General features: G+C 58.9%; 26 protein-coding genes. 13 read left to right on the top strand and 13 right to left on the bottom strand.

All coding sequences use genetic code 11. From position 1 onward, the window contains the following. Positions 1–88: 88 nt before the first annotated feature. Positions 89–1,486 carry a type III PLP-dependent enzyme domain-containing protein gene (locus AC5FXY_RS14555; RefSeq protein ID WP_493557423.1) on the bottom strand — a complete coding sequence of 466 codons (1,398 nt, stop codon included), beginning with the start codon at positions 1,484–1,486 and terminating at the stop codon, positions 89–91. Positions 1,487–1,824: 338 nt separating this feature from the next. Here AC5FXY_RS14555 and AC5FXY_RS14550 point away from each other — a divergent pair, with 338 nt between their 5' ends. From AC5FXY_RS14550 to AC5FXY_RS14505, 10 genes are all read left to right on the top strand, one after another. Beyond that, complete coding sequence (locus AC5FXY_RS14550; RefSeq protein ID WP_493557422.1) at positions 1,825–2,799, top strand: arginase; 975 nt, start codon at positions 1,825–1,827, stop codon at positions 2,797–2,799. A 227-nt stretch (positions 2,800–3,026) separates the two neighbouring features. Continuing rightward, positions 3,027–3,476, top strand: coding sequence for a YbaY family lipoprotein (locus AC5FXY_RS14545; RefSeq protein WP_493557421.1), 450 nt, complete (start codon positions 3,027–3,029; stop codon positions 3,474–3,476). A gap of 75 nt (positions 3,477–3,551) precedes the next feature. Further along, a complete protein-coding gene (locus AC5FXY_RS14540; protein WP_493557420.1) occupies positions 3,552–3,731 on the top strand; it encodes a hypothetical protein in 180 nt (59 codons plus the stop codon). Positions 3,732–3,960: 229 nt separating this feature from the next. Next, complete coding sequence (argS, locus tag AC5FXY_RS14535) at positions 3,961–5,751, top strand: arginine--tRNA ligase (RefSeq protein WP_493557419.1); 1,791 nt, start codon at positions 3,961–3,963, stop codon at positions 5,749–5,751. 87 nt (positions 5,752–5,838) lie between these two features. Beyond that, positions 5,839–6,420, top strand: coding sequence for an LOG family protein (locus AC5FXY_RS14530; RefSeq protein ID WP_493557418.1), 582 nt, complete (start codon positions 5,839–5,841; stop codon positions 6,418–6,420). A gap of 81 nt (positions 6,421–6,501) precedes the next feature. Beyond that, complete coding sequence (locus AC5FXY_RS14525; RefSeq protein ID WP_493557417.1) at positions 6,502–7,095, top strand: glutathione peroxidase; 594 nt, start codon at positions 6,502–6,504, stop codon at positions 7,093–7,095. A 112-nt stretch (positions 7,096–7,207) separates the two neighbouring features. Then, entirely contained in the window at positions 7,208–8,140 is a 933-nt protein-coding gene (locus AC5FXY_RS14520; protein ID WP_493557416.1) for a 1,4-dihydroxy-2-naphthoate polyprenyltransferase, read from the top strand. 106 nt (positions 8,141–8,246) lie between these two features. Beyond that, positions 8,247–8,843 carry a DUF4240 domain-containing protein gene (locus AC5FXY_RS14515; RefSeq protein ID WP_493557415.1) on the top strand — a complete coding sequence of 199 codons (597 nt, stop codon included), beginning with the start codon at positions 8,247–8,249 and terminating at the stop codon, positions 8,841–8,843. 58 nt (positions 8,844–8,901) lie between these two features. Continuing rightward, positions 8,902–9,465 (top strand): Crp/Fnr family transcriptional regulator, encoded by a 564-nt coding sequence (locus AC5FXY_RS14510; protein WP_493557414.1) that lies wholly within the window; start codon positions 8,902–8,904, stop codon positions 9,463–9,465. Positions 9,466–9,518: 53 nt separating this feature from the next. Continuing rightward, the gene (locus AC5FXY_RS14505; RefSeq protein WP_493557413.1) at positions 9,519–10,190 is read left to right on the top strand and encodes a DUF998 domain-containing protein; all 672 of its coding nucleotides are present in this window, start codon (positions 9,519–9,521) and stop codon (positions 10,188–10,190) included. 224 nt (positions 10,191–10,414) lie between these two features. Here AC5FXY_RS14505 and AC5FXY_RS14500 read toward each other — a convergent pair whose 3' ends face one another. The 5 genes from AC5FXY_RS14500 to AC5FXY_RS14480 all read right to left on the bottom strand — a co-directional run bounded on the left by AC5FXY_RS14500 (position 10,415) and on the right by AC5FXY_RS14480 (position 16,721). Next, entirely contained in the window at positions 10,415–11,683 is a 1,269-nt protein-coding gene (locus tag AC5FXY_RS14500) for a sensor histidine kinase (protein ID WP_493557412.1), read from the bottom strand. After that, on the bottom strand, positions 11,683–12,126 hold the full coding sequence (locus AC5FXY_RS14495; RefSeq protein WP_493557411.1) for a response regulator: 444 nt from the start codon (positions 12,124–12,126) through the stop codon (positions 11,683–11,685). The genes AC5FXY_RS14500 and AC5FXY_RS14495 overlap by 1 nt, the downstream gene beginning before the upstream one ends. Beyond that, positions 12,127–14,439 carry an ATP-binding protein gene (locus AC5FXY_RS14490; RefSeq protein WP_493557410.1) on the bottom strand — a complete coding sequence of 771 codons (2,313 nt, stop codon included), beginning with the start codon at positions 14,437–14,439 and terminating at the stop codon, positions 12,127–12,129. It lies immediately after the preceding gene. Next, entirely contained in the window at positions 14,421–14,990 is a 570-nt protein-coding gene (locus tag AC5FXY_RS14485) for a biliverdin-producing heme oxygenase (RefSeq protein WP_493557409.1), read from the bottom strand. The genes AC5FXY_RS14490 and AC5FXY_RS14485 overlap by 19 nt, the downstream gene beginning before the upstream one ends. A 180-nt stretch (positions 14,991–15,170) precedes the next feature. Beyond that, complete coding sequence (locus AC5FXY_RS14480; protein ID WP_493557408.1) at positions 15,171–16,721, bottom strand: DEAD/DEAH box helicase; 1,551 nt, start codon at positions 16,719–16,721, stop codon at positions 15,171–15,173. Between the two features lie 283 nt (positions 16,722–17,004). Between AC5FXY_RS14480 and AC5FXY_RS14475 the strand changes: the two genes are divergently transcribed. Beyond that, positions 17,005–17,664: an NAD-dependent epimerase/dehydratase family protein gene (locus AC5FXY_RS14475; protein ID WP_493557407.1), complete on the top strand. Its 660-nt coding sequence runs from the start codon at positions 17,005–17,007 to the stop codon at positions 17,662–17,664. Between the two features lie 9 nt (positions 17,665–17,673). Here AC5FXY_RS14475 and AC5FXY_RS14470 read toward each other — a convergent pair whose 3' ends face one another. Next, the gene (locus AC5FXY_RS14470; RefSeq protein ID WP_493557406.1) at positions 17,674–18,714 is read right to left on the bottom strand and encodes a Gfo/Idh/MocA family oxidoreductase; all 1,041 of its coding nucleotides are present in this window, start codon (positions 18,712–18,714) and stop codon (positions 17,674–17,676) included. Between the two features lie 72 nt (positions 18,715–18,786). On the opposite strand from AC5FXY_RS14470, the gene AC5FXY_RS14465 reads away from it, so the two are divergent. Both AC5FXY_RS14465 and AC5FXY_RS14460 read left to right on the top strand, forming a co-directional pair. After that, on the top strand, positions 18,787–19,959 hold the full coding sequence (locus tag AC5FXY_RS14465; protein ID WP_493557405.1) for a CaiB/BaiF CoA transferase family protein: 1,173 nt from the start codon (positions 18,787–18,789) through the stop codon (positions 19,957–19,959). A gap of 108 nt (positions 19,960–20,067) precedes the next feature. Continuing rightward, positions 20,068–20,946, top strand: coding sequence for a hypothetical protein (locus AC5FXY_RS14460; RefSeq protein ID WP_493557404.1), 879 nt, complete (start codon positions 20,068–20,070; stop codon positions 20,944–20,946). A 176-nt stretch (positions 20,947–21,122) separates the two neighbouring features. Here AC5FXY_RS14460 and trpS read toward each other — a convergent pair whose 3' ends face one another. The 6 genes from trpS to AC5FXY_RS14430 form a co-directional block, all read right to left on the bottom strand. After that, entirely contained in the window at positions 21,123–22,100 is a 978-nt protein-coding gene (trpS, locus tag AC5FXY_RS14455; protein WP_493557403.1) for a tryptophan--tRNA ligase, read from the bottom strand. Between the two features lie 27 nt (positions 22,101–22,127). After that, positions 22,128–22,748 (bottom strand): hypothetical protein, encoded by a 621-nt coding sequence (locus tag AC5FXY_RS14450; protein ID WP_493557402.1) that lies wholly within the window; start codon positions 22,746–22,748, stop codon positions 22,128–22,130. 37 nt (positions 22,749–22,785) lie between these two features. Beyond that, positions 22,786–23,553, bottom strand: a complete 768-nt coding sequence (locus tag AC5FXY_RS14445; protein WP_493557401.1) for a queuosine precursor transporter — start codon at positions 23,551–23,553, stop codon at positions 22,786–22,788. 250 nt (positions 23,554–23,803) lie between these two features. After that, positions 23,804–24,715 (bottom strand): ribonuclease Z, encoded by a 912-nt coding sequence (locus AC5FXY_RS14440; RefSeq protein ID WP_493557400.1) that lies wholly within the window; start codon positions 24,713–24,715, stop codon positions 23,804–23,806. Positions 24,716–24,837: 122 nt separating this feature from the next. Beyond that, on the bottom strand, positions 24,838–25,212 hold the full coding sequence (locus AC5FXY_RS14435) for an STAS domain-containing protein (RefSeq protein WP_493557399.1): 375 nt from the start codon (positions 25,210–25,212) through the stop codon (positions 24,838–24,840). Positions 25,213–25,311: 99 nt separating this feature from the next. Further along, positions 25,312–26,133: a DUF4198 domain-containing protein gene (locus AC5FXY_RS14430; RefSeq protein WP_493557398.1), complete on the bottom strand. Its 822-nt coding sequence runs from the start codon at positions 26,131–26,133 to the stop codon at positions 25,312–25,314. Between the last annotated feature and the right edge of the window lie 55 nt (positions 26,134–26,188).

Here is a 26,188-nt window from a genome sequence, read left to right as displayed (position 1 = left end):
TTGATTAGTGGGTTATTGATAAAAATACCAAGGTCCACCGCGCAACGAGGCGCGGTGGACCTTGGTGAAAAAAGGCCGCAAGAAAAGCCTACATGTAGCCCAGTATCCGCATCATTGACTCGGGGTCCTGCTCCGGGGCAAATTCCCAGTCGCGCACGGTGCCGTCGGCGTCGCGCTCCAGGATGACGTGCTTGGGAGCCGGAATCAGGCAGTGCTTGATGCCGCCGTAGCCCGAGAGCTGCTCCTGGTAGGCGCCGGTGTGGAAGAAGCCCACGTACAGCGGCTGCTTGGGGCTCTGCTCGGGCAGGAAGACCTGGTAGATGTGCTTTTCGGCATTGTAGTAGTCCTGCGAGTCGCAGGTCATACCGCCGAGCTGGATCTTCTTGTAGTTCTTTTCCCAGCCGTTGAGCGCCAGCATGATGAAGCGCTGGTTCAGGGCCCAGGTATCAGGTAGGTTCGTAATAAACGAGCCGTCAATCATGTACCACAGCTCCTTGTCATTCTGCAGCTTCTCGTCGAGAATCTTGTAGATGTGCGCCCCCGATTCGCCCACTGTGAAGATGCCGAACTCGGTGAAGATGTGCGGCTCCGGCACGCCTTCCTCGCGGCAGATGCGCTGGATGGTGCGCAGCACTTCCTCGATCATGTACGGGTAGTCGTACTCAGGCTGAATCGAGGTTTGGATGGGCAAGCCGCCGCCGATATCGATGGTGTGCAGGGTGGGGCACACCTTGCGCAGCTCGCAGTACTTGTGCACGAAGCGGCGCAGCTCCGACCAGTAATAAGACGTGTCCTTGATGCCGGTGTTGATGAAGTAGTGCAGCATCGTCAGCTCGAAGCGCGGATCGTCCTTGATCCTCTCTTCGTAGAGCGGAATGGCATCGGCGTAGCGCACGCCTAGGCGCGAGGTGTAGAACTGGAAGCGCGGCTCCTCGTCGGAAGCCAGTCGGATGCCCAGGTTGCACTTCTTGTCGGCCTGCACGTGCTCGTGGTAGTAGTCCACCTCCGAGAGGTTGTCCAGGATGGGCATGCAGTTCACGAAGTCATCGTTGATAAAGTCCGTGAGGTAGCGCTTGTACCGCTCGCGCTTGAAGCCGTTGGCAATGATGTACGTCTGCTTATTGATTTTACCCTTGTTGTAGAGGGCGCGCACAATGTGCATATCATAGCCCGACGACGTCTCGATGTGGATGTCGTTTTTGAGGGCTTCTTCCAACACAAAGGCGAAGTGCGAGGCCTTGGTGCAGTAACAGTAAGTGTAGGAGCCTTGGTAGCCAATTTTCTCCATGCCCTGCTGAAACCACTGCTTGGCCCGCTGAATCTGGGAGCTGATTTTGGGCAGATACGTCAGGCGCAGCGGCGTGCCGTGCTTGCGGATCAGATCCATCAGCGGAATGTCATGAAAACGCAGCTCGTTGCTTTCGACGGTAAACTCCTGCGAGGGAAAATCGAAGGTCTGGCTGATGAGGTCGTGGTACGTATCCATTCTCTGGTGCTTAGTGCTAAAAGCTTAGTGCCTGGTACTTCGCGTGTTGCGTAAATGTGGTGTTGACGAAGGAGTAATGCTGAGTACGACGCCGCGGATCAAAAACCACTTATCCGGTCCGCTGCGCTAGGCACTAAGCTCGAAAAAGCCGAAATTAAGGCCCGCAAAGATACCCCAACGGGGGTGTTTTGGTTGTTGAATTGTTCGTTGGTCGCGGGGGAAGGTCCCCCGACGCCAAGCCTAACCGGGCGCCCACGTGGGGGCGCAGCCCCTCGCAGCAGCAGGTCCCGGCAATCGGCAAGCAACACTACCGCTCTAAACTTTTTAGCCGATGTAGTATGCGACGAATTAAGCTCATTGAAGTCCGGTCCGAACTTGGGGCCGGCACCCGTGGTGCAAGCCTGGGCATCGACGCCCTGCGTGTGGCCTGCCTCAACAAGGGTTCGGACTATTTCCGGCGGTTCAACTCCGTGGCGGTGCCCGACCAAAACCAAGTGCTGTTCGATAAAAACCACTTTCCTTACGCGAAGCACATCGACAGCATTTACACCGTACTCAAAGGCATTGCCGGCACGGTGGAACAAACGTTGCGTTTCGGTGAGTTCCCGCTGGTGCTGGCCGGCGACCACAGCAACGCGGCCGGCACCATTGCCGGTATCAAAGCGGCTTACCCGCACAAGACCTTAGGCGTCGTTTGGATCGATGCCCACGCCGACATTCACTCGCCCTACACCACGCCCTCCGGCAACGTGCACGGCATGCCGCTGGCCATGGCCCTCGGCGCCGACCACCGCGAGCTGCAGCAAAACCGCGTGGAGCCCGAAACGGAATTTTTCTGGCGCAAAATCAAAAATCTCGGCGAGGAAGGCCCTAAAGTCACGCCCGACCACCTTGTGTACGTAGTAGTGCGCGACACCGAAGTGGAAGAGGACGCCATCATTGCCAAGCACAGCATTCGCAACTTTAAGCTGGATGAATTCCGCGCCAAAGGCCCCCGCCAGGTAGCCCGCGAGATTTACGAACAGCTGCGCTTCTGCGACTTGGTATACATCTCCTTCGACGTGGACTCGCTCGATTCGCGCTTCAGCAAAGGCACCGGCACCCCCGTGGAGCTGGGCCTAGACGTATCGGAAGCCAAGGCCCTGTGCCGCGCCTTGCTCGAAAACGACCGCGTGGTGTGCTTCGAAATGGTGGAAATAAATCCTACCCTCGACTCAGAAAACACCATGGCGGCTAACGCTTTCGACATCCTCGAAGTAGCCACTGAGGCCATTCAGGAGCGGCTACGGCTGGATACCGTGACTGGGCGCTAAGCGCGGAGCTTTTTAAGTTGGTATGCCTAGTGGGCCAGCCGGATGTCGCCCGGGCAAGCCTTGGCTTGCCCGGGCGTACCGCTGAAAGACAAATTGGGAACCGGCACCAAGCTCAGCATCAATCGTCATTGGCAAGAGCTTAATATTAGAAGAACCTGATAAGGATTTCTCTACTTATATTGAGTGGCTGTCAGTTCCCTAGGTCTTTTGTAGTTGCTGCTATTGTTATGAAACCACGGTTGCTCTTGTCACTGCTGGCCGTAGCGCTGCTGATGGAAGAATGCACCGCTCCCGCTACTACTGACGCCTCAGAAGCAGCAGGTCGGGCTAGCAGCATCGTTGTGCGTGATTCGATAATAGGTACTGTGGCTTACCGCGAACGGATGGCACTGCCGCCGAATGCTGTGCTGCGGGTGCAGCTGCACGATGTAACCCAGCAGGATGTGGCGGCCATCGTCATCGAAACGGCTACCGTGCCAACCAGCGGCAAACAGGTCCCGCTGCCTTTTGTGCTGCGCTACGATACTACGGGCATCGACCGCAACAATACTTATACCGTGCAGGCCAGCATTGAGGTGGAGGGCAAGCCTTTGTTCACCAACGATGCCGCTTATCCGGTCATCACCCGCGGCAATCCCAAGCAGGTGGCCCTGATGCTGCAGCGGGTGCGGCAGTAGCGCTGCTACGCTGGGCAGCTCCGCACACAAGTCCTGCGAAACCAGGCATTCAGCCGTCGACAACCTCAGCGCCCCGTGCAGAAGAACTGGCCGACGGTTCGCGGAAGCAGCTCTACTAGTCTGCACGGAAGCAAGGCTGGCAAACCCCTCAGCGGTAAAGGCCTGCAGCTGTGCCCCAACGCCAGCGCAAAAGCCGCTTTGCTCCGCGCCGGTTACAAAATCCACGAAATCCGCAAAATCCGTCTGAATCCGTGATTAGCTTTGCGGCCGTGAAACCGCTGCCTGTCTTCGTATTGAATCTTGTGGTGCGGTCGTTTCGGAGCCGAAACGAGCGACGAATGTAGCGTAAGCCTGTGGCCTGCGCGGTAATTAGTATTGCCGCGGGTGAGGTTTACGCCAGCGTCCGTTTCGTCCCCTTAACCCATTGTTTTTTTCAGCGTGCACCAGTCAATAGCGTAGCGCGCCGACCTAAAATCCGCACCTCGTGCAACAACTCGAATTAGACCTCAAAGCCGCCCTCAGTTCGGCCATCCAGCAAGTATTTGGCGCCGCGGTGGCGCCCGAGCAGCTTACCATTCAGCCCACCCGCAAGGATTTCGCAGGCACCTTCACGCTCGTTACGTTTCCGCTCACCAAGCCGCTGGGCAAAGGACCGGAGCAGATCGGGCAGGCACTGGGGGAGTGGCTGACCGCCAACGAGCCGCGCGTGAGCGGCTTCAACGTTGTGAAAGGCTTCCTGAACCTCGAACTCGCCGATGCCGAATGGCTGCGGCTGCTGCGCGAACTGCGCAGTCAGGACATTGCAGCACCCGTAGCCACGGGCGGGCCGCAGCGCGTGGTGGTGGAGTATTCGTCGCCGAATACGAATAAGCCCTTGCACCTGGGCCACTTGCGTAACAACTTCCTCGGCTACTCCGTGGCCGAAATCCTGAAGGCCACCGGTGCCACCGTCACCAAAGCCAACCTGGTGAACGACCGCGGCATCCACATCTGCAAGTCCATGCTGGCTTACCAGCAGTACGGGCAGGGCGAAACGCCGCAGTCTGCGGGCATTAAAGGGGACCACCTCATCGGCAAGTATTACGTGCTGTTTGAGAAGCACTACCGCGAGCAAATCAAGCAGCTCGAAGCCGAGGGTGTGGCCAATGAAGTAGCCAAACGCGAAGCCCCCCTCATGCGCCAAGCGCAAGAAATGCTGTTGCAGTGGGAAGCCGGCGACGACGAAGTGGTGAGCCTCTGGCGGCAGATGAACGGGTGGGTGTACGAAGGCTTCAACGACACGTATGCGCGCATCGGCGTTGACTTCGACAAGTTCTACTACGAATCGGAAACCTACTTGCTGGGCAAAGAGCGTGTGGAAGAAGGTCTGCAGAAAGGCGTGTTCTTCCGTAAGGACGACGGCTCGGTGTGGGTAGATCTTACCGACGAAGGCCTCGACCAGAAGCTGCTGCTGCGTGCCGACGGTACCTCCGTGTACATGACCCAGGACCTGGGCACGGCCGAGCTGAAGTACCAGGACTTTGGCTATGATTCCTCGGTGTACGTTATTGCCGACGAGCAGAACTACCACATGCAGGTGCTCAAACTCGTGCTCAAAAAACTGGGCAAGCCTTACGCCGACGCCATCTACCACCTGAGCTACGGCATGGTAGATTTGCCCTCGGGCAAGATGAAGTCGCGCGAAGGCACCGTAGTGGACGCCGACGAGCTGGTAGTGGAAGTAACCGAAGCAGCGAAGGAAGCAACGCTGGCCAAAGGCAAAACCGAAGGTCTGAGCGAGCAGGACTTGGGGCAACTTTACCACATGCTGGGCCTCGGGGCGCTGAAATACTACCTGCTGAAGGTGGACCCGAAGAAACGCATGCTGTTCAACCCCGAGGAATCGGTGAAGCTGGACGGCGACACGGGCCCGTTCATTCAGTACACGCACGCCCGAATTGCCCAGTTGCGGCGGAAAGCAACCGAAATGGGCATTCAGCCGGAGCTGGCCGCCGACGCGGCCAGCCTGCACGAAACCGAGCGCGACCTGGTGCAAGCCCTGGCTTCGTACCCGGCAGCCGTAGCAGACGCCGCCAAGGCCTTCTCGCCGGCCGTGATTGCGCAGTATGCCTACGACCTGGCTAAAACCTACAACCGCTTCTACAACGACGTGCAGGTACTGGCCGAGCCCGATGCGGCCAAGCGCAGCTTGCGCGTGGCTCTCTCGGCCCAGGTGGCCGAGACGCTGCGGCAAAGCCTGAAGCTGCTCGGCATCCAGGCCCCGGAGCGTATGTAATTGCCTTTCCAGAACGCGCCCCGGGCGCGTTCTGCTTTTTACACCTTTTCGGACGCGTCGTGCGGCTGCGTTCTGCCTTATAGCATCATGAAATCAATAGCAGTCTACTGTGGCTCCAGCGCCGGTTTGGATGAGCGGTACCGCCAGCACGCCACAGAGGTGGGGAAAACCTTTGCCCAACGCGGCATTACGCTAGTATACGGGGGCGGCAACGTGGGCCTGATGGGCGCCGTGGCCGATGCTACTATGGACGCGGGCGGCCAGGCCATCGGCGTCATTCCCTACTTTCTGCAGCAGAAGGAAGTAGCCCACCTGGGCCTCACGCAGCTGGAAGTAGTCGACAACATGCACCAGCGCAAGCTGCGCATGGCCGAGCTGGCCGAGGGCTTCATTGCCATGCCCGGCGGATTCGGTACCTTGGAAGAGTTGTTTGAGGTGCTCACGTGGGGCCAGCTGGGCCTGCACCGTAAGCCCATCGGCCTGCTGAACGTGGCCGGGTTCTACAACGCGCTCATTGACCTACTTGACCACATGACTCAGCAAGGCCTGCTGCGGTCCGAAAACCGCCGTCAATTGCTGGTCGCCGATAACATTGAGGAGCTGCTGGCGCTGATGAATACCTGGCAGCCCTCCGATGTTGAAAAGTGGCTGACTCCGCCACGCACCTAACCCAAACTAACCTCGCCGCGCCAAACCAACCCTGCCGGTGCCGGTATACTCCGGCGCCGACGGGCCTCACCACCGTTTGCCATGAAATTCATGCTGTTGCTCCCGCTTGCTGTACTAGTGGCCGCCTGCGGTCTGACCACCTCCACCGCCAACCAACCCAACGCTATGCCCGAAACCGCTACTTCTGAAACCGCTGCCCGCAGCACTGTGTATGATTTCACGATGACCAGCATCGACGGCAAGCCCGTGCCGCTAAGTCAGTACAAAGGCAAAAAACTGCTCATCGTCAATACAGCTTCGGAGTGCGGCTATACGCCTCAGTACAAGGAGCTGGAGGAACTGCACAAAAAGCACGGCGACCGGGTGGTGGTGCTGGGTTTTCCGGCCAACAACTTCGGCGGGCAAGAGCCAGGCTCCAACGAGCAGATTGCGGCTTTCTGCGAGAAAAACTACGCCGTGACGTTCCCGCTCTTCTCGAAAGTGTCGGTAAAGGGCGCTGATACCGCGCCCCTCTATCAGTACCTCGGCGACAAAAACAAAAACGGCGTCACCGACGAAAAGCCAACCTGGAATTTCTGCAAGTACCTTGTGGACGAGCAGGGCCGGGTAGTGGCTTTTTACCCTTCGGATACAAAGCCAATGGACGATGAGCTATTGGCGGCCATCATGAAATAGGGCAGGAAGTTGCCTCAATAGTGATGCAGTAAACTGGTTTACTGCATATGATAACTAAGTTTACTATTTGCGTCTGCGGTGCTTGAGCAGGCGCTTTGCCAGCAGATTCGGTTTGACTTCTTCCGACCTCACTCCCCGAAACCCAAGCCTCGTCGGCGCTTGGGTTTCTGCTTTTCGGCCGCGCACGTTACCGCTAGCGCTGGCCAGTATTTTCATGGGCGGCTTTCTGGCCGCTGGCCGCGGCCAGTTCAACGGAGCCGTTATCGGCTTGGCGGCCCTTACCACGGTGCTGCTTCAAGTGTTGAGCAACCTCGCCAACGACTACGGCGACTCGCAGAATGGTGCCGATAGCGTGCACCGCGAAGGGCCGCAGCGGGCCGTGCAGAGCGGCGCCATTACGGCCGGCCAGATGAAACAGGGCATGGTCGTCTTTGGGGCGGCTTCCCTGGCTTCGGGGCTGTGGCTGCTGTGGGTAGCGCTGGGCTCCTCGGGCCTATGGCTGTTCATGGGCTTTCTGCTGCTAGGTCTGGGTGCCATTTGGGCGGCTGTGAATTACACCGCCGGCGCCCGGCCCTACGGCTACGCCGGCCTCGGCGACGTATCGGTGTTTCTTTTCTTCGGCCTTGTAGGCGTGTGCGGCAGCTATTTCCTCCAGACTCGTGAACTGCCCTACGAGGTGCTGCTGCCGGCCGTCAGCCTGGGCTGCTTTTCGGCGGCGGTGCTAAACGTGAACAACATCCGCGATATGCGCTCCGATCAACTGGCCGGCAAGATTACCGTGCCGGTGCGCCTGGGCCCGCGCCCGGCGCGGCTCTACCATTGGGCGCTGATTCTGTTGGGCCTCGGTGCTGCTGTAGCGTACGTGCTGCAGAATTACCGTTCGCCCTGGCAATGGCTTTTTCTGGGAGCCGTGCCGCTGCTGGCCTTCAACGGCGCGCAGGTATGGAAGCGACAAGAGTCGATGCAGCTTGATCCACTGCTTAAGCAAATGGCCATGAGCACGCTGCTGTTTGTGCTGCTGTTTGGGGTAGGGCAGCTGCTGTAATGGTTTCTAAGCTGGTGTAATCAATTCCGCGATACAGAGGTAAGGTTCGAGGTGACTGGTGACAAGAGAAGTACTTGTGAAGAAGATGCTAACCACTGCTTTGACCGTGCTGCTCGGGCTCCTGCTGCTTCGGGTTATTGTGCAGCGGTTTGTGCCTTTCCCGCGCTACTCAGGGCCGACTTTCCTCGCAACCGGTCACAATCCTGAGATGATGCCAGAGGCTGATTTCTGGCACCTCATCGAAGCTGCGCGGCAGGATGGCTATGCCAATTATGACGAGCAGCTACAAAACCTAGGCGACGAACTTGCACTACTGGATACCGTGCAGCTCCGGCGCTTCGACCGCACGCTGGACTACATCATGCAGAAAAGCTACAATGCTCGCCTGTGGGAAGCCGCGTACGCTCTCAATGGTGGGTGCTCCGATGATTGTTTCGAGTATTTCCGAAGCTGGCTCATTGCGCAGGGACGGGATAAGTTTTACTGGACATTGCGGCACCCTCGCTTGCTGTTTCTGTCGGGGCGGGCTGAACTACTGCAGAATTACGAGGGGCTGGCTTACGTGGCCACCGCGCAGTACAAAGGGAAAACCGGACACGAAATGCCCGCTTCTGGTGCCTTGGCCTATGAGCTGCACGGTCCGTTATTCGAGGAGTCATCGGCCTTGATGCGGTACCCCGAGTTGTGGTTATTGACCTGGTAAACACCGACGCTGTTTCATCCCCGCCTTTGTTCGACAGCTTCAAAACAACAGTCCCACTATGCAAGACCTGTTAGACCACGTTGCGCAACTCACCACATTGTCGGATGGGTTACGGCTGGAACTGCAGCGACGTGTAGCCACCCGGCAGGTGGAGAAAGGGGAACTGCTGCACCAAGCTGGCGCCGTCTGCACGCGCACTTATTGGGTGCAACAAGGACTGCTGCGCAGCTACTACCTGACAAATGGCCGCGAAATCACCGATTTCTTCGCCGCGGAGCACGACTGGATGACGGCGGCCTACAGCTTTATGACCGGTCAGCCCGACCAGTCCTACGTGCAGGCCTTGGAGCCAAGCACCGTTTACGCGCTTACGCAGGCCGACCTGGGCTATTTATTTGATCGGTTTCCCGAAATGGAGCGGTTTGGCCGCATCACGCTGGCGGGGCAATACCTGCGGCAGTCAGAGCGGCTGGCGGCACTGCAGTTCAACTCGGCGGCCGACCGCTACGCCCACTTTTGCGAGTCGCACCGGAGGCTGCTGGGGCGCCTGCCGCTGGGCATGGTGGCTGCCTACCTGGGCCTCTCGGCCGAAACGCTAAGCCGCATCCGCAGCGCCCCGTGATTTTTTGACCTAAGTCAAAGGAGGCGGGGGCAGCGGTACCTACGTTTGGCCACATGAAACACCGTACCCTGCGCCTGAGCGCCTGGGCCGGGCTGGCCGCCCCGGTCCTGAGCATCGTTGCTATCCTGAGTTTCGCCGCCCTGCGTTCCGACGGCTATAGTCACCTGACCAAGGCAGTAAGCGAGCTAGGGAGCGTGGATGCACCGCACCGCTGGGCCTTCAATGTGCTGGGCTACTTGCTACCCGGTCTGCTGATTGCGGTCTGCGCCCAAGGGCTGCGCCGCTACTTGCCGCAACGACCCTTGGCTTTTCGCTTGCTGCTGGCCAGCGGCTTGCTCATGGCCCTGGCCGGCCTGTGCCCTGTTGACATGGACCGCCGCCAAAGCCTGCTCAGTTTGCTGCACACCATCGGCTCGTTGGGCAGCGGCATCTGCTGGCTGGGCTGTGCTCTGACGCTGGCGCCGGCCTTGCGCACTTATGCGCCTTGGCTTGGGCTAGCCCGCTGGCTGCCGTGGTTGCCTCTGCTGATGTTCGGGCTGATGCTGCTGGTGCCGGAAGGTATGCCGGGACTTATGCAGCGAATCAGTTTTGGTGGATACTTTCTCTTTGTCGCTCTACTCGCCAATCGGCTGCGCTTGCGCACCCGGCAGAGTTCGTTGGCCGAGGAGCTAAGGGAGGCAGTGGCTAAGAGTTTGCGGAAAGCGGCCAAGACCTCGATCCGATAATCAAGTAGCAGTTCGTAGAGAATTGTACAAACAGGCACGTGCCACTCCGCGCCACCTCGGCCCGACCCTCTACTGATGCCGGAAGGCTGCGGTTACTTTGGGCTAACTTCCCAATAACATTCCACGCAGTCATCACAACAAAAAAGCGCCGCTTGCGGAGCGACGCTTGATAAGTGCGTAAGTAAATGAGGGGTGCGTGCTGAACAAGTCCGACAATCAGCAACTTAAGAGCGTAAGTACAGCCGAAAAACGGTGCCGCAGCCTTCTTGGCTTTCGACCTCGATGCGGCCGCCGTGGGCCTGCACCAAGCGGTTGACCAGAAACAACCCGACGCCCGTACCGTCGCTGGCGTGGGGATGGAAACGGCGGAACAGTTGGAATAACTCCGCACTGTAGCGTTCCAGGTCCATGCCCAAGCCGTTGTCTTCCACTTCCAGCACGGGCTGGCCGGCAGCTACCCGCGTGCGCAGGCTCACCTGGAGGAGGCGGTCGGGGTGGCGGTACTTGAGGGCATTGCTGAGCAGGTTAGAGAGGATGGTGCGCAGGTTGCTGCGTACGTACAAGAGCTCAGGTAGCTCGGCAAAGTCGGTCTGCAGCTCGGCTTGCGCTTCCAGTAGCTGGGGGCGAATGGTCTGGAGCACTTCAGCCGCGACGTCCTGCATCGACAATAGCTCGGCAGCTTGCTCGCCGTTCTGACGTTCTATCTGAACCACCGCGGCCAGCCCGTCGATGGTACTCGTCAAATCAAGCAGGGACTCATCCACGAGGCGCAGCAGCAAGCTTTCGTCAGGATCATCGAAGCTAGCCGTACGGCGAAGTTCCTCGAAAAGGCCGCGCAGGTTGTTGATGGGCTGGCGCAGATCGTGGGAAGCCGCGTACACGAAGTTGTCCAGGTCGGCATTGGTGCGGGCTAGCTGCTGATTGGCAGTGGTCAGCGCTTGGTTTCTGGCCTTAATGGCTTCGTTGGCCGAAAGCAGCTGGGCATTGGTTTGCTGCACCTGCTGCCGGGTTTTGGTCAGCTCGGCCAGCGAATCGAGCAGCTGCTTATTGATGGCCTGCAGCTGAGCATTGTGCTGACTCACGTGCTGGCGCCACTCGTTTTTCTCAATGGCATGCAGCACCGTTTTGCAAAGCAGCTCATGGTCGAATTGCTGCTTGACAAGATAATCCAGGGCACCTTCGTTGAGGGCACGCACGGCCAGTTGTTCGCTGCCACCGCCGGTAATCATTACCACGCACAGCGTGTCCAGCGGGGCCAGCCGCTGCAGGTCGGCCAAGATTTCCAGGCCGTTGGTATCAAGTAGGTTGTAGTCCAGCAGCACGCAGTCGGGCCGCTCTGCCTGAAACAAAGCAAGGCCTTCCGCTCCCGACGATGCCTCCACGACCATAAACAAATCGGGCGCCACGTGCTTGCGCAGGAAGCGCTTGTACAGCATCCGGTCGTGCTCGTTATCGTCAACGAGTAAGATCTTTTTTACGCCCCCCGCAGCCACTAGCCCGCAGATGGTAATTCGGAGGTGGCCAGCCAGTAATGCATGAGCAGCCGGGTTTTTTCTTCCAACGTAGCGTACTCAATGGGCTTGGTCAGGTAGCTGTTGGCTCCCAGGCGGTAGCAGTCCTCTATGTCGCGGGCGTTGGTAGAGGTGCTGAAAATAATAACCGGAATCGAGCGCAGCTGCGGGTCCTGCTTAAGGATGCCCAGCACCGTGCGCCCGTCGGTACCGGGCAGGTTAAGATCGAGCAGGACAAAAGCGGGTAGCTGCGGCCAGCCCGGCCGCTTGCCGTAGCCTTGCAAGTACTCTAAGGCTTGGTCACCATCTTCGCAGCGGAGTACAGGATTGGGTAGCGCGTTTTTGCGAAACGCGCGGCCCAGGGCGGTAAAATCCTCGACGCTGTCTTCCACCACAAGGATGGGTTTGAGGGGTAAGGCTGTCACTTAGAGTTGCTTTGAAACGGAAAAATAAAAACTAGCTCCATTGCCCGGCGCGGAATCAACCCACATTTCGCCGTCGTGGCGCTCAATCATTTTCTTGGCAATGGCAAGTCCCGCGCCCGTACCTCCACCGTACTTATCTTGGGTGTGCAAGCGCTTGAAGATTTTGAAAATGGTGTCGTGGTGTTTGGGGTCGATACCGATGCCATTGTCACGCACATAGAAGATATAGTGCGTTTTGTGGTTGGAACCGCGCGGGCCGGTTATTCCATCAGCGGCCGTGCCCACGGTTATCAGCCGTTCCGGTTTATCGTTGTAACGCATGGCGTTGGTGAGCAGGTTCATCAACACCTCCCGGATGCGCACCTTATCGCAGCGGATACTGGGCAGCGGTTCGGCTAAGGTGACCCTGGTTTGCATCTGCTCGAAGCGCGGCTGCAACAAATCCGTCACTTCTTCCAGTACCTCGCCTAGGTCGGTTTGTTCCACCAACAGCTCCAAGCGGCCCACGCGGGAGAGCTGCAGCAGCGACTCGATGAGCGACTCCATGCGCTGGCTCAGGCGCACCAGGGTTTGCAGTTTGTTCACGCCGTCGGCGTCGAGCTGTTCGGCGTAGTCCTCTAGCAAGAAGACGGAATAGTTGTGTATACCGCGTAGGGGCTCTTTGAGGTCGTGGGAGGCCACGTACGCGAAAGAATCCAGCTCGTCGTTGCTGCGCTCCAGCTCGATGTTCAGCCGACTAAGACTAGCTGCCCGGGCCTGCAGCTCGTTGAAAATCTTCAGGCGGATGTCGGACAAATGCAGGCGAATTTCTTCGGCCGCTTCGATTTCCATGGCTCGCCAAGGAGCCGAGGTATTTTCAACCAGCTGGCTCCAGGCCTCAAACGACTGCCGCGGGGAGAGGTGTAATTCTCCGTCTTTCATTACCTCCGCCTTCTGCGACTTGCCGGCCCAGGTTACCGTCTGTACCACTTCGGGCCGAAACCAGATCAGGTAGTCGCCGGGTTCCTGCGACAACGAAATGGCGACGATGCCGCTGCTGGTGCCGCGGATGGCTACCCCGGCCGGATTGTGTTTGGCGTAGGAGGTGGTGTGAAACACGTCCTGCTGCACATTGGCCTGCAGCCACTGCACCAGTTCCTGGATCTGGGGCTTGGTCGGGGTAGTGCCCAGCGTGATGATTTCGCCCCCGAAACAAATGGCCGCGCCGCCGCAGTCGATGACGTCCATCACCGTGGGCTGGCCTTGGTATAGGCCGTTCATAAAATTGGCGTTGCGGCCAATCTGTTCAAACAGGTGCGCCTGCGTTTCCCGAATGTGCAGCTGGTAAGCATAGTCGTCGCGCTGCTGTTTGCTGGGCAGCAGGGCCGAAAACGTTTTGCCGATAAACAAGCACAGCTCGCGCAGCTCGTAGCTCACCAGGCGCGGCGTAATGTGGTGGCAGGTAATCAGCCCCCACAGCTTGTCCTGCACGATAATGGAAACCGTCATGGTGGCCGCCACGCCCATATTGCGCAGGTACTCCAAGTGGATGGGCGACACGCTGCGCAGCACCGCGTAGGTCATATCGGGCGGGCGCTGGGCGGTGGGGTGCAGTACCGGCACCAGCGGCGCCGGCAGGTACGAAACATCGGGGATGAAGCGCAGCCAGTTTTTCAGGTACAGGGCCCGGGCTTGCGGCGGAATATCTGTGGCCGGGTAATGCAAGCCCAAAAAAGGCTCCAGGTCCTCACGTTTGGCTTCGGCCACTACTTCCCCGCTAGCGTCCTCGGCGAAGCGGTACATAACCACCCGGTCGAAGCCGGTGATGTCGCGCATCTGCTCCACAGCGTACTGGCAGAACTCCGGCATTGAGTTGGCCCCGAGCATCTGGCCCAAGGCCACGTTCAGCGAAGGCAGGTCGAGCACGCTGGCGCCGGTTTCCTCTACGGGCTCAAACTCCAGCCACAGCAAACCGTCGTGACGGTGCAGGATGAGCTTATAGAAGGGTTGGCCCGCTACTTCGCTGAGGCGTACGCCCAGCAGTTTGGTGGCTGCCGTTAGCGTAGGGTACACCGGCTGCAGCTCGGCCAGTTGAGTGGAGCTGAACAGCCGGTTAAGGCTTTGACCAAGCAAGTCCTCCGCCTCGATACCGATGAGCTCAACGGTATTGCTGCTGGCGTGCACCACACGGAACGTCTTCTCGTCGAGGCAGAGCAAAAAACCGTAGGGCTGCACCGAGCCCGGAATATGAATGGGTTCCCGGTCGCAGTTGGTGAGCGTGACGGGCGCGTTCAGCAGCGCCTCGTCGGAGTAAACTACGGTTGCTCGATCCATGCGTGCAGGAGTTGAAAGGTCAGAGTGGCGGAAGCTACGATGTCGGCCTGGTTTTCTTCGGTGGCTTCGGCTGCGAGTAGCTGGCAGAATGCTTTCCACATGGCCCCGGTTTGGTCGCCGTAGCCGGTGAAGTAGGTGCGAGCGTCAATGCCCGCCTTGGCCAGCTGCCGCGTGATAAGTTGGCCACCTAGCGTGGAGCCCTCCATTACGTACAGGGCACCCAGTAGCTGGGAACGGGTCTGCAGGGGAGGCATGGCTTGGCACAGCGGCAGCGCCGATGCCTGGGGCAAATCAGCCTCGATCAGGTGGGCGCGGTAGCGCTTTTCAAGTTGCCAGGCCGGGGCAAAGTCTGGCGCATGCCGATGCAGCTGCGCTTCGTAGGGCCGCAAAAAGCCGTACAGCTTGCCTAAGAAGCGCTTGGTAGCGGCTATCGTAACGGTGCCCGCACTCAACGCTTGGTTGAATTCATTCTGCTCCAGAGCTTCGTGTTGGGCATGGGTTCCGCGGCGCAGGTGCTGCAGGATGTCAGAGCTGGTCGCGGTAATCGGCATAGGCAACAGGGTTGCGGAAAAGATGGCAATTTAGAAGATAATAGACGATAAGTACAAGTAAGCTAGTTCCATCGGGCGGGAGCTTATGCCAACTATATATGTTATAATTTATATATGAGAGCGTGTATTAAACTAAAAATCAATAAAAAAACCCTGCCGACTTAGCGGCAGGGTTTCTTGTTATTCTACTATGTTGGAGGCTTCCGCGCGAACTTCGCTGCCTTCCGGTTGTGGCCCTCGGCCGCTGCGGTTGCGCCCGCCCCGCTTGCGGCGGCGCTTGGCAGCTTCGCCAGTAGCGCCTTCGGCGGCCGGTACTGCTTCCGCACCCGATACATCACCTGAAGCTACGGCCACTTCTGGGCTAGCACCTGCTTCCGTGGCGCCTTGAGGCCGCGGCTTGCGGCGCTTCTTGCGGCGCTTTTGCTCCTCGGTTTCGGCAGTTACTGCGCCCTCTGCGGCTGGGACAGCAGCTACGGGCGCCGGGCTAGCGGGGCGTTCGGGGCGGGCACTCCGCCCACCACCGACTTTACCACCTCGGCCAGCGGGCTTGCCGGGGTGCGAGGGGCCGCGGCCCCGGTATTTACGCGGGTCGAATTCCGGCGACGGACCTATTTCTTCCGGCGTCGGCTTTTTCTCCAGCTCCCGCTCGATGAGCTTCTCGATCTTCACCACCGCGTCCTGGTCGTGGTCGGAAACGAAGGTTATGGCCATGCCGGAGGTGCCGGCGCGGGCCGTACGGCCGATGCGGTGCACATAGTCCTCGGCGTCGCGCGGGAGGTCGAAGTTCACCACGTGGCTCAGCTCGCTCACGTCAATGCCCCGGCTCATCACGTCGGTGGCGACGAGGATCTGGAACTGCTTGTTCTTGAAGTCGCGCATCACTTGCTCGCGCTCCTCTTGGGTGCGGTCGGAGGTAATGCCGCGCACGTTCAGGCCTTTCTTGCGCAGGGCGCGCTCGATGGGGCCCACGTTCATCTTGCGCGAGGTAAACAGAATCATGCTCTGCACGTCCAGCTCGCCGATGAGGTGCTCCAGCAAAGCCAGCTTCATGGTGTCGTACACCATATACATCTGCTGGTTGATGTTTTCGGCCGGCTTCGACACGGCCAGGCGGATTTCCTCGGGTTCGTGCAGAATCTTCTTCGAAAACTCACGGATTTTGTTCGGCATCGTCGCCGAGAAGAGCAGGGTCTGGCGCTTGGTAGGCAGCTGGTTGACAATCTGAATGATGTCGTCCGAAAAGCCCATGTCCAGCATCTTGTCGGCCTCGTCAAGAATGAGGAAGTCGATCTGATCGAGCTTCACGTAGCCCAGTTGCATGTGCGCAATCAGGCGGCCCGGCGTGGCGATGATGATGTCAGCACCCTGGGTAAGGGCGCGCTTCTGCTGCTCCCAAATGTCGCTTTTGCCGCCGCCGTAAATGGCGATGGACGAGGCACCTACGTGGTAACCAAAACCTTCCACCTGCTCGTCAATCTGTTTGGCCAGCTCGCGCGTGGGGCACAGGATGAGGGCAGTGGTGTGCGCAGGCCGCTCGTAGGCGATGAAGTCGAGCACGGGCAGCAGGTAAGCGGCGGTTTTGCCGGTGCCGGTCTGGGCGCAGGCAATTAGGTCTTTACCGGCTAAAGCCAACGGAATGGCTTGTTCTTGCACGGGGGAGGGCTTGGTATAGCCCATGCCCAGCACCCCGTCGTGTACGTCGGGGTGCAGTTGAAAATCGTCGAACGTCAAGGGTTCAGCAAATTGAGTAAATGATGGCTGACCTTGGGTTCCTGGTCAGCAAATGCAGCGTATTCCGGCTAAAGATACGCGAAATCAACAGGTGCGGCCGAGGGATGGTTCGTTGGGGAATATCATTCGAAGAATATGTCCTGTTCAAGCTTGCTTGGGCAGCCAGCCACGAGGACGTGCGTAGGCCAGCGGGAACCGACCGAAGTATTAGTGGTCGGCCTAAAGTATAAGCTGCCGCCGTACGTCAGCCCAGTAAACTGAGCTATTTCCTGCACTTCCAACTATGAACGTAATCGTAACCGGCGCTACCGGCATGGTAGGCGAAGGCGTGCTGCACGAATGCCTACTCGATGCCGACATCAAGCAAGTACTGGTGGTGACGCGCAAGCCCACCGGCGTGAGCCACCTTAAACTGAAAGAGATGCTGCTGCCTGATTTTCAGCAGTTGGCGGCCATTGAACAAGAACTAGCCGGCTACGACGCTTGCTTTTTCTGCCTGGGCGTCTCGTCGGTGGGCATGAAGGAGCCAGAGTACGCCCGCCTGACCTACGATCTGACACTTGGCTTTGCCCAGGCGCTGGTCCGGCTCAATCCGCAGATGACCTTCTGTTACGTCTCGGGTGCCGGCACCGACGGCACCGAGCAGGGCTGGCAGATGTGGGCCCGCGTGAAAGGCCGTACCGAGAATGCGCTGCTGCGGCTGCCGTTTCGCCGCGCTTACATGTTCCGGCCAGGGTTTATGTTGCCCACGCCCGGCCTGAAAAATGCATTGCCCGCCTATAAATACATCAATTGGCTATACCCCTTGATGCGTAAGCTGACGCCGGCCTACGTGTCGACGCTGAAAGAAATGGGGCAGGCGATGATCAACGCTGCCAAGCACGGGTATGGGAAGCCGGTATTGGAGGTACAAGACATAGTGCAGTTGGCGCGCCGGCAGTAGGGCGGGGCCTTATGCCATATCCCACCACTCATCCGGCTGTGTCAGAACCCGCATCTGCCAGCTGATTTGCTCGGCCGTAATGGGGTAGGGGACACCACTGCGTAAGGAGGCGTGCACTGCATTGAACAACTGCATGTAGTCGCCTTTGGGCGCAGGCAGCAGCTGCTGGGTTTTCTGGCTATCAGCAGCCACCAGCGTCAATATGCCTGCCTGATCTGTCGGCTCCAGCCCATACGCGGGGTCCAGCGGTGTAAGGCCTTCCTGCAGCTGGGTTTCCTGCACATCGGCTCTCGATTTCTGGAAGCTGCCTTGCGTGCCGTGCAGCACATAGGCTGGCAATGGCTGCGCGATGGTAAGCCCCGACACGAGCGTGACCAGCGGGCCGTGCGGATAAAGCAGCTGAAGCTGAAAATAATCATCGACCTGGGAGCCAGGGCGGAAGCGGCCCAGCGTGCGACGGACGCGCTGTGGATGGCCAAACAAACTCAAGGCCTGATCCAGAATATGCGGGCCCAGATCGAACAGCAGGCCGCTGCCGGGTGTGTCGGGCTGCTCCTTGAAGAGCTTGTGGTGCAGCGGCATTTTGTAGCGGTCGAAGCGGAAGGTGACTTCAGCCAAGTGGCCCAACTGGCCACTCTTCACTACCTGCTGCACCAGCTGAAAGTCAGAGTCCCAGCGGCGGTTTTGGTAGGCGAAGAGGTGGCGGTTCATCTGCCGGGCCAGTTGCCACAGCGCCTCGGCCTCGGCCACGCTGGTCGCCACGGGCTTTTCCAGCAGCACGTGCTTACCGGCCTGCAGGGCTTGGCGCGCCAGTGTCACGTGCGAGTCGTTGGGCGTGTTTACGATGACCAGCTCGATGGCTTCATCGGCCAGCAGGGCCTCCACTGAGTCGTAGCTGATGATATCGGGGTAGCGCTGCTGGGCTTGTTTGCGGCTGCGCTCCACTACGGCGCGCAGCTGAAAGCCGGCGTGGGCGGCCACGAAGGGAGCCTGGAATACCTGGCCCGACATGCCATAGGCGAGCAGACCGGTTTGAATGGCGTGGGTCATGGCCGTAAAGTAAGGAAGAAAGCTTCCTTAAGCCGCTACGTGCTTACTTCGCCCAAGTCATAGCTTTTTCTCGTGTCGTCAACTCCTTCTTCCGCTGAGGCGCTACCCCTGCACGGCCTGCGCGTGCTGGAACTGGCCAGCGTCTTGGCCGGCCCACAAGTCGGGCAGTTTTTTGCCGAGCTCGGCGCCGAAGTGCTGAAAATAGAGCCGCCGGCCGGCGACGTCACGCGCACCTGGAAAACGGCTGCTGAGTTGGCAGATACTGATGTTTCGGCCTATTTCGCCAGCGCCAACTGGGGCAAGCACTCGGTGGTGATAGACCTGCGCACCGCCGATGGGCTGGCCACTGTACACAGGCTAGCCCGTCAGGCCGATGTGGTGCTGGCCAGCTATAAGCCCGGCGACGCCGAAAGACTGCGCGTGGACTACACCACGCTGCACGGGCTGAACCCGCGCCTGCTCTACGGGCAGATTACCGGCTACGGCCCCCAAGAGCCCCGTGCTGGCTACGATGCCGTGGTGCAGGCCGAAGCGGGCTTTATGCACCTGAATGGCCCGCCCGGCCACGAGCCGCTCAAGATGCCAGTAGCCCTCATGGACCTACTGGCCGCGCATCAGCTAAAGGAAGGACTTCTCACAGCATTGTACCGCCGCGAGCGGACCGGTGAAGGAGCCTTGGTGCAGGTGTCGTTGTGGGAAGCCGGCCTGGCGTCGCTGGCCAATCAAGGCAGCACTTACCTCGTCACCGGTCACGATCCGCAGCCGTTGGGCTCGGGCCATCCCAGCATCGTGCCGTACGGCACGGTGTACCAAGCCGCCGACGATGTGAAGTTGATTCTGGCCGTAGGCTCCGACCGTCAGTTTCAGGATCTGTGCACGGTGCTACAGCGAGCTGAGTGGGCTATGGAAGAGCGTTTCAAGTCCAATGGCGCTCGGGTGCAGCACCGCGCGGCGCTGGAAGAGCTGCTGCGGCAGCGCATTGGCGAAGTCAGTGGCCAGCAACTGCTGGCGGAACTGGAGCGCCGGGCCGTGCCCGCCGGAGCCGTGCGCACCGCCGGCGAGGCCTTGCAGCAGCCAAGCGCTGCCGCCATGCTGCTGCCGCCAACCGCCGAGTTTCCGCACGCGGGGCTGCGCACGGTTGCCTTTGAAAGCCCTCAGTGGCCGCGAGCCGCGGCGCTTAAGTCCCCGCCTCATTTGGGCGAACATTCGGGGGAATTCAGCCACGGCGGACAGGGTTTGGGCTAAAATTAAACCCCGGCCAACTAAAGCTTCGTACCATTGATTTACCGATCTGGCACGGCCGCTGCCGGGTTGGTCCCCGATTCAACTTAAACGGCGCTCTGCCGCATGCCTATGCCCGAAGAACTCGAAAATGTGACGCCCTCCGCCGAATTCAACGAAAAGCCTGCTGGTCAACATCCCGAGCAAGCGGCGCAGGCCCCGTCACCGGCCATTACCAACGACGCCAGCCCGGCGGCCGAACAGGCACCGGAAGTGGCTCAGCCGACCGCGCAGGCCGAATACGTGCCCGAGCCCATTGAGGACAAACTCGACATCATTTTTGAAGGACTGCGCCAGAAATCAACCGCCAAGCAGGCGATTTTTCGCAATACCCAGGCGGCTTTTGACTGCTTGCGCACCGTAACGCAGGAACTGGTGTTGGAACTCACGCGCCGCATCTCTACGGTCGATGCCAGCGTAGCCATCGAATACCGGCCGGTCAACGAGTTTGAATTTCACATCCGGTTTTCGGGTGATTTGCTCGTGTTTGTGATGCACTCAAACATCATCACTTTCCCCGATGACTTCCCGCTGTTCAACACGAGCTACGTCAACGACGATTTCCGCCGCCGCTTCTTCGGGCACATCATGGCTTACAACTTCATGGCTGACTCCATTAAGTATCAGCGCATGAATGACCCCGGCTACTTAGTAGGTCGGCTGCTGGTGAACATCGAAAACCACTACTACATCGAAGGCGCCAAACAGCTCGACATGCCCGAAAACGACATGGAGCACAATGTCATCAACCACGACGCCATGCGCTTGTACGTGGAAAGCGCCATGATTGCGGCAGTCAATAACGACCTCATCGCTCCATCCATCCAGGATATCCAGAAGATTACCGTCAAGCAGAAGGTAGAAAACCAACAGGTGAGCCGCGGCAGCAAAGTCGGGTTCAACTTCCGCAACGAGCAGCGCCACCAAGGCTACGACGGGCTGATCTACTAAGCGCCCGCCATCCGTCCGTTATCTGAAGCACGCAACGCGAAGGACCTTACCACCGCAGAACGACAATCGTCATAACGACTCGTTCCAGCGTGGTAAGGTCCTTGGCTTATGCCTTCCTTCGGTGCCTTCGTCAGGATGACAGCTATTGTAGAAATTGCAGCGGAGGTTGAGCGGCTTTACCGCTTCAGGTAGCCCACTTTTTCGCGCACCTTGTTCAGCACCGTGGTGCCGTAGGCCTGGGCTTTGCGGGCCCCTTCGGCCAGACGCTCGTCCACTTCCTTAAGGTTGTTCATGTAGTGGTTGAACTGCTCTCGCTCGGCCCCGAAACGCTGCAGGATGAGCTCGTATAGCGCCGTTTTGGCATGGCCGTAGCCGTAGCCGCCAGTCAGGTACCGCTCGCGCATCTCGGCCGTCTGCTCCGGCGTAGCCAGCAGCGAGTACAGCTTGAAAGTGGTATCGGTATCCGGGTTTTTGGGGGCCTCCAGCGGCGTGCTATCCGACACGATGCTGCGGATGTTCTTGAGCAGCGCTTTATCGTCGAGGAAAATATCGATGATGTTGCCGTACGACTTGCTCATCTTCTGCCCATCAAGGCCGGGCACGGTCATGAGCTGCTCGTCCACGCGGGCCTGCGGCAGCACGAAGGTTTCACCGTAGCGGTTGTTGAAAGCCGAAGCAATGTCGCGGGTGATTTCCAGGTGCTGAATCTGGTCTTTGCCCACCGGCACGAACTCCGCATCATAGAGCAGAATGTCGGCGGCCATGAGTACTGGGTAGGTGAAAAGTCCGGCATTCACGTCCGACAGCCGGTTCGACTTGTCCTTGAACGAGTGCGCGTTGGCCAGCATCGGGTACGGCGTAAAGCACGAGAGGTACCACGTCAGCTCCGTTACCTGCGGCACATCGGACTGGCGGTAAAACAGATTCTTCTCCGTATCGAAGCCGCAGGCCAGCCACGCGGCCGCTACGGCGTAGGTGTTTTGACGCAGCGTGTCGGCGTCGCGTACGGTGGTGAGCGAGTGCAGATCGGCGATAAACAGCAACGATTCATTGTTGCTGCTTTTCGACAGCTCAATGGCGGGTAGGATGGCGCCGAGCAGGTTGCCTAAGTGCGGGCGGCCGGTGCTCTGAATGCCGGTGAGGATACGGGACATGTACGAGAGTAGTTGGCGCGCAACAGCCTAGCTTTTACGTCGGTTGTAGGCGCGCACGAAATCGGGAAAAGTCTTGCCGTTAAGTTTCTTCGAGGCGAACAGTTGAGTTAGCTCCGCGTCGTTGTTGAACACGCGTAGCAGGGTTTGTTTATCCTCTTCGTCAAAATTACCGTCATGAACCATGTTGCTTTCATCGCGCACAGTTACCGGCGTGGGCGCGCCGGTAACTGTGCGCAACAAGAATGATCTATGGGGTATCCGGTCTTGCGTTGAGGCGCTGAGGCGCGGTGGCCTCTGATAGGAATAGGTCAGCAACTCTACCCGACCCGTATCCATTTGTATGGCAAAGGCTTCCCTTATGTCAACGGACTCCTTGCCATGCCTCAGCTTCATGGTGAAGTCACTAACGGGCTTGAGTACAGTGCCCATCATGCGCACACGGTCTACTTGGGTTGGTGTAAGAGTAAACTTCTCCTTGCCCTGTTTCACCAGCAGCTGACCAGTACCGTAGTCAATAGAGATTTTGCCTTCACCGGAAGTACCATCTTTCAGTCGATACGTACCTGGCACGGCCGGGGAAACTTGGGCGTGAGCCCAGATGGGCAGCGTGCCAGCTAAGAGGACGGAAAAGAGTAATTTTTTCATCATATGAGTATTGGTACAGACGAGGTAAGGTAATAGAAATCTACACACTCACATTCTCTACCGCTTCCTGCTGCAACTCCACGGCTTCTTCCTTGCCCAAATACCGGTCAATCAGCCCGTGGGCGAGGTAGAGCACCGGCGTGAGTAGGATAGCCGCCGCGAATTTATACCAGTAGTTGGTGTTGGCTACCATTAGTACCTGCTGAAAGCTCCAGTTGCCGAAGATGTAGAACGCCACGAATAGCACCACAAACGAGTCCACTAGCTGCGAGACCAGCGTGGAGCCGGTGGCCCGCAGCCACACCATGCGGTTACGCGTAATGCGGCGCAGGGCTTGAAAAACCGTCGCGTCGAGAATCTGCCCAATGATGAAGGCCGCAATGGAGCCGATAATGATGTTGCCGCCTTGGCGAAAAATGCTTTTGTAAGCCACATCGATGTTGAAATCGGGGGCCACTTCCTTGTTGACTTCGAGCCAAAAAGCTGCCGGCGGTAGCGACGTAGTGGCATAGATGACGGCGAAGGCATAGAGGATAAGAGCCGCCGTGAGCAAGCTCACGCGCAGCACGCCTTTCGGGCCGAAGTACTCGTTCAGAATATCGGTCGTCACAAAAACCACGGGCCAGATGAGTACCCCGGCGGTTAGGTCGCCGGGCACGGTTTCGGGCAGGCCGAGCAGGCCGTTGGCGTGAAAGATTTTGACCCCGATGATTTCAGCCAGCAGCGCATTTACAATGAAAATGGCGCTTAGAACGAGGTATAGCTGTTGCTTCTTGTGAGCAAACGAAGAGGTAACGGCGCTGAACATAGCAGCAAATTAATGTAAGTAGTGCGGAGTGGCACGCGGCAAGTGCCAGGGTCTTCCGTTCTTGATAACCAGTCAGTTAAAAGCAGACGAGGCCTAGCCTTCACGGCGTCCTACTCCATCTGTTGTCCTCCGGTCCGACAAGCTCAGCGGGACGCACTTCTGTCAAACGAACCACCGCGTGTGGCTGGGCGCTAGACTACTCCCCGACGCAATTTTTCTGGCACCGGCGGTACCACCCCGCGTTGCGGCATTACAGTGTTACGGTCAGGCCCTCGGTGGCCAATTGTACGGGCTGGAACTCGCGCTGGGCTTCGGCAAGCAGCGGCTGCAAGTCGCGGTAGCGCGAAGAGAAGTGCCCGATAAGGAGCTGCTTGACTTCGGCGAGCCGTGCAAACTGGCCCGCTTGACGGGCCGTAGAATGCCCGGTTTGCTGGGCCCGGTCAAGCATCTCGTGCAGAAACGTCGACTCGTGGTAGAGCAGGTCTACGCCGCGAACTAGGTCAGCGAGACTTTCGAGGTAGACTGAATCGGAGCAGTAGGCGTAGGCGCGGGGCGGGGCGGGCGAGGTAGTGACGTCGGTGTGACGCAGCCAGACGTGGCCGGCCTCGTCGCGGAGGTCTTCGCCCCGAGTAAGCGCTTGAAGCTGCTCGGGCGTCAGATTGGCGGGCAGCTGGTCTTTGATCAGGCGCCGGCGGCGCGGCTGCTCTCGGAACAGGTAGCCGCAGCACGGAATGCGGTGGCGCATGGGCAGCGTGGATACCTGCACCTGCGCGTCTTCGTAAATTAAGGCGTGCTTGGTGGTGTCGACGGGCGTAAAATCCACGTCAAAGGAAAGCGGCGTACCGGAGCAGCGCAGCTGCGTGGTCAGGATTTCATCGAGCCCGGCCGGGCCGAACAATTGCAGCGGCTCGGTGCGGCCCTGCAGGTGCAGGGTGCCCAGCAGGCCGAAGAGACCAAAAAAATGGTCGCCGTGCAGGTGCGAAATAAAGATGCGGTTGATGCGCCCAAACCGGATGCGGTGTTCCATGAGGCGCTCCTGGGTAGCCTCGCCGCAATCAATCAGGTATGGCTCGCGGCCCACAGTGAGGACTTGCGCCGTGTGGTGCCGTCCCAGCATCGGAGTGGCCGATGCGCTGCCGAGTATGGTAAGCTCAAACTCCAAGAAAAAGGCCCGTTAGGGGTTAAGCAGGCGGAGCCAATGGGGCCGCGCAAAAAGAAGAAGGTTGTCAATTGTCAGTTTCCACGAACCGACAACTGACAACCTGTAATCAAAAATCGAGCAAGCTATTCCTTGTTGGTCAGGTCACGCTCGATGGCGTGCAGGAAAATACGGTCGATACCTTCTTCCACGGTGGGCAGAATGTGCAACACCGATTCCAGCTTCGAGATAGTGATGAGCTTCATCACGTGGTCTTGCAGGCCGGTAAGTACCAGCAAGCCGCCCGTCGAATTGCAGAGCCGGTTGGCAATCAGGATTGAGCTAAGCCCCGACGAATCAGTATACTTCACGTTCTGCAGGTCGAGGATCAGGTTGTTGATGCCTTCGGCGTTGAGCTTCACGAATTCCGATTTCAGATCGGGAGCTACGGTGGTGTCGAGCTTCTTCTCGTCAATCGTGATTATCGTGTAGGTCTCTTTTTTATCGATGGAGTACTTCATACGGGACGTCTTCGGTAGTACGTGGGTGTTGCGAAGGTAGTAAAAAAAACAATGTCGAATTTACTGCAAATTCGGCATTAAGGCGAAGCTCTGCAAGAATCAGCGGCCCGGAAAAGCAAATGTAAGTGTGGCCCAAGTGCTTTGCCAGTCTGCCTCAGCCGGTACAGAATGGGGTACCATACGCACCGAGCTGAGTAATACAGCGGCAGGTTGTGTAAGGCGTAACAGGAATCGGCCGTTGTTGTTGGTGCGCAAGGTAAAATGTTGGGCCGGTCCGTCCGAAGTTGGGCGCAGCCACGCCTGCACGGTCTGGTAGGGGGCTGGCTGGCCATCGACGAAGACGCGCGCGGTGAGGGAAGCGCCAAGGCGAAGCGTATACGGGTTTTGTTCGAGGAGGATTTCCAGCGGGTGCCCCACAGGCTGCCGCCACGTGGTATCGGCGGGTTGGGCCGGGCCAGCCTGCACCAGCGTCTTGGCGCAGCGGCGGTACAACTCACGCGCGGGCTTATCAGTTTGTTTACGCCGGGCGCGCAACTGCTCGATGTGGGCGAGGCTCTCCTTGCGCAGGTAGGCTGTGAATTCCTGGCCCGACAGGGTAATGGCCGCGTTGTTGGTTTCAAACGCCAGCAGGTGGGTGCCCGGCTGCTGAAAGGTGACTACGGTGTGGAGAGAGTCGCTTTGACGGGCTTCCTGAGTCAGGTCGGTGACAAGGCCGCCGGGCTGGTAGTGGCGCAGTTGCTCCAGGCGGGCACCGCGACCAGGCCACCGCTCGCCGGTAAAATTCTGACCCACCCAACGGCCTACGTGCAGACGGGTGCCGGGTGCCACCGTGAAGCGCACGGGCTGCAGCCAGAACTCGTTGGCAGTAGCGCCAAGCGAAAGTAATAGAACGGAAAAGAGGCAAAAGGAGCGGGTTCGCACCAAGCAAAGATGCAGGTTCCAAGAGCCTTTTCCGATAGATGCAGCCGGTAGTATG

The organism is Hymenobacter sp. FMD4, assembly GCF_058932745.1.
This window is presented reverse-complemented; position numbering and strand designations above follow the sequence as displayed.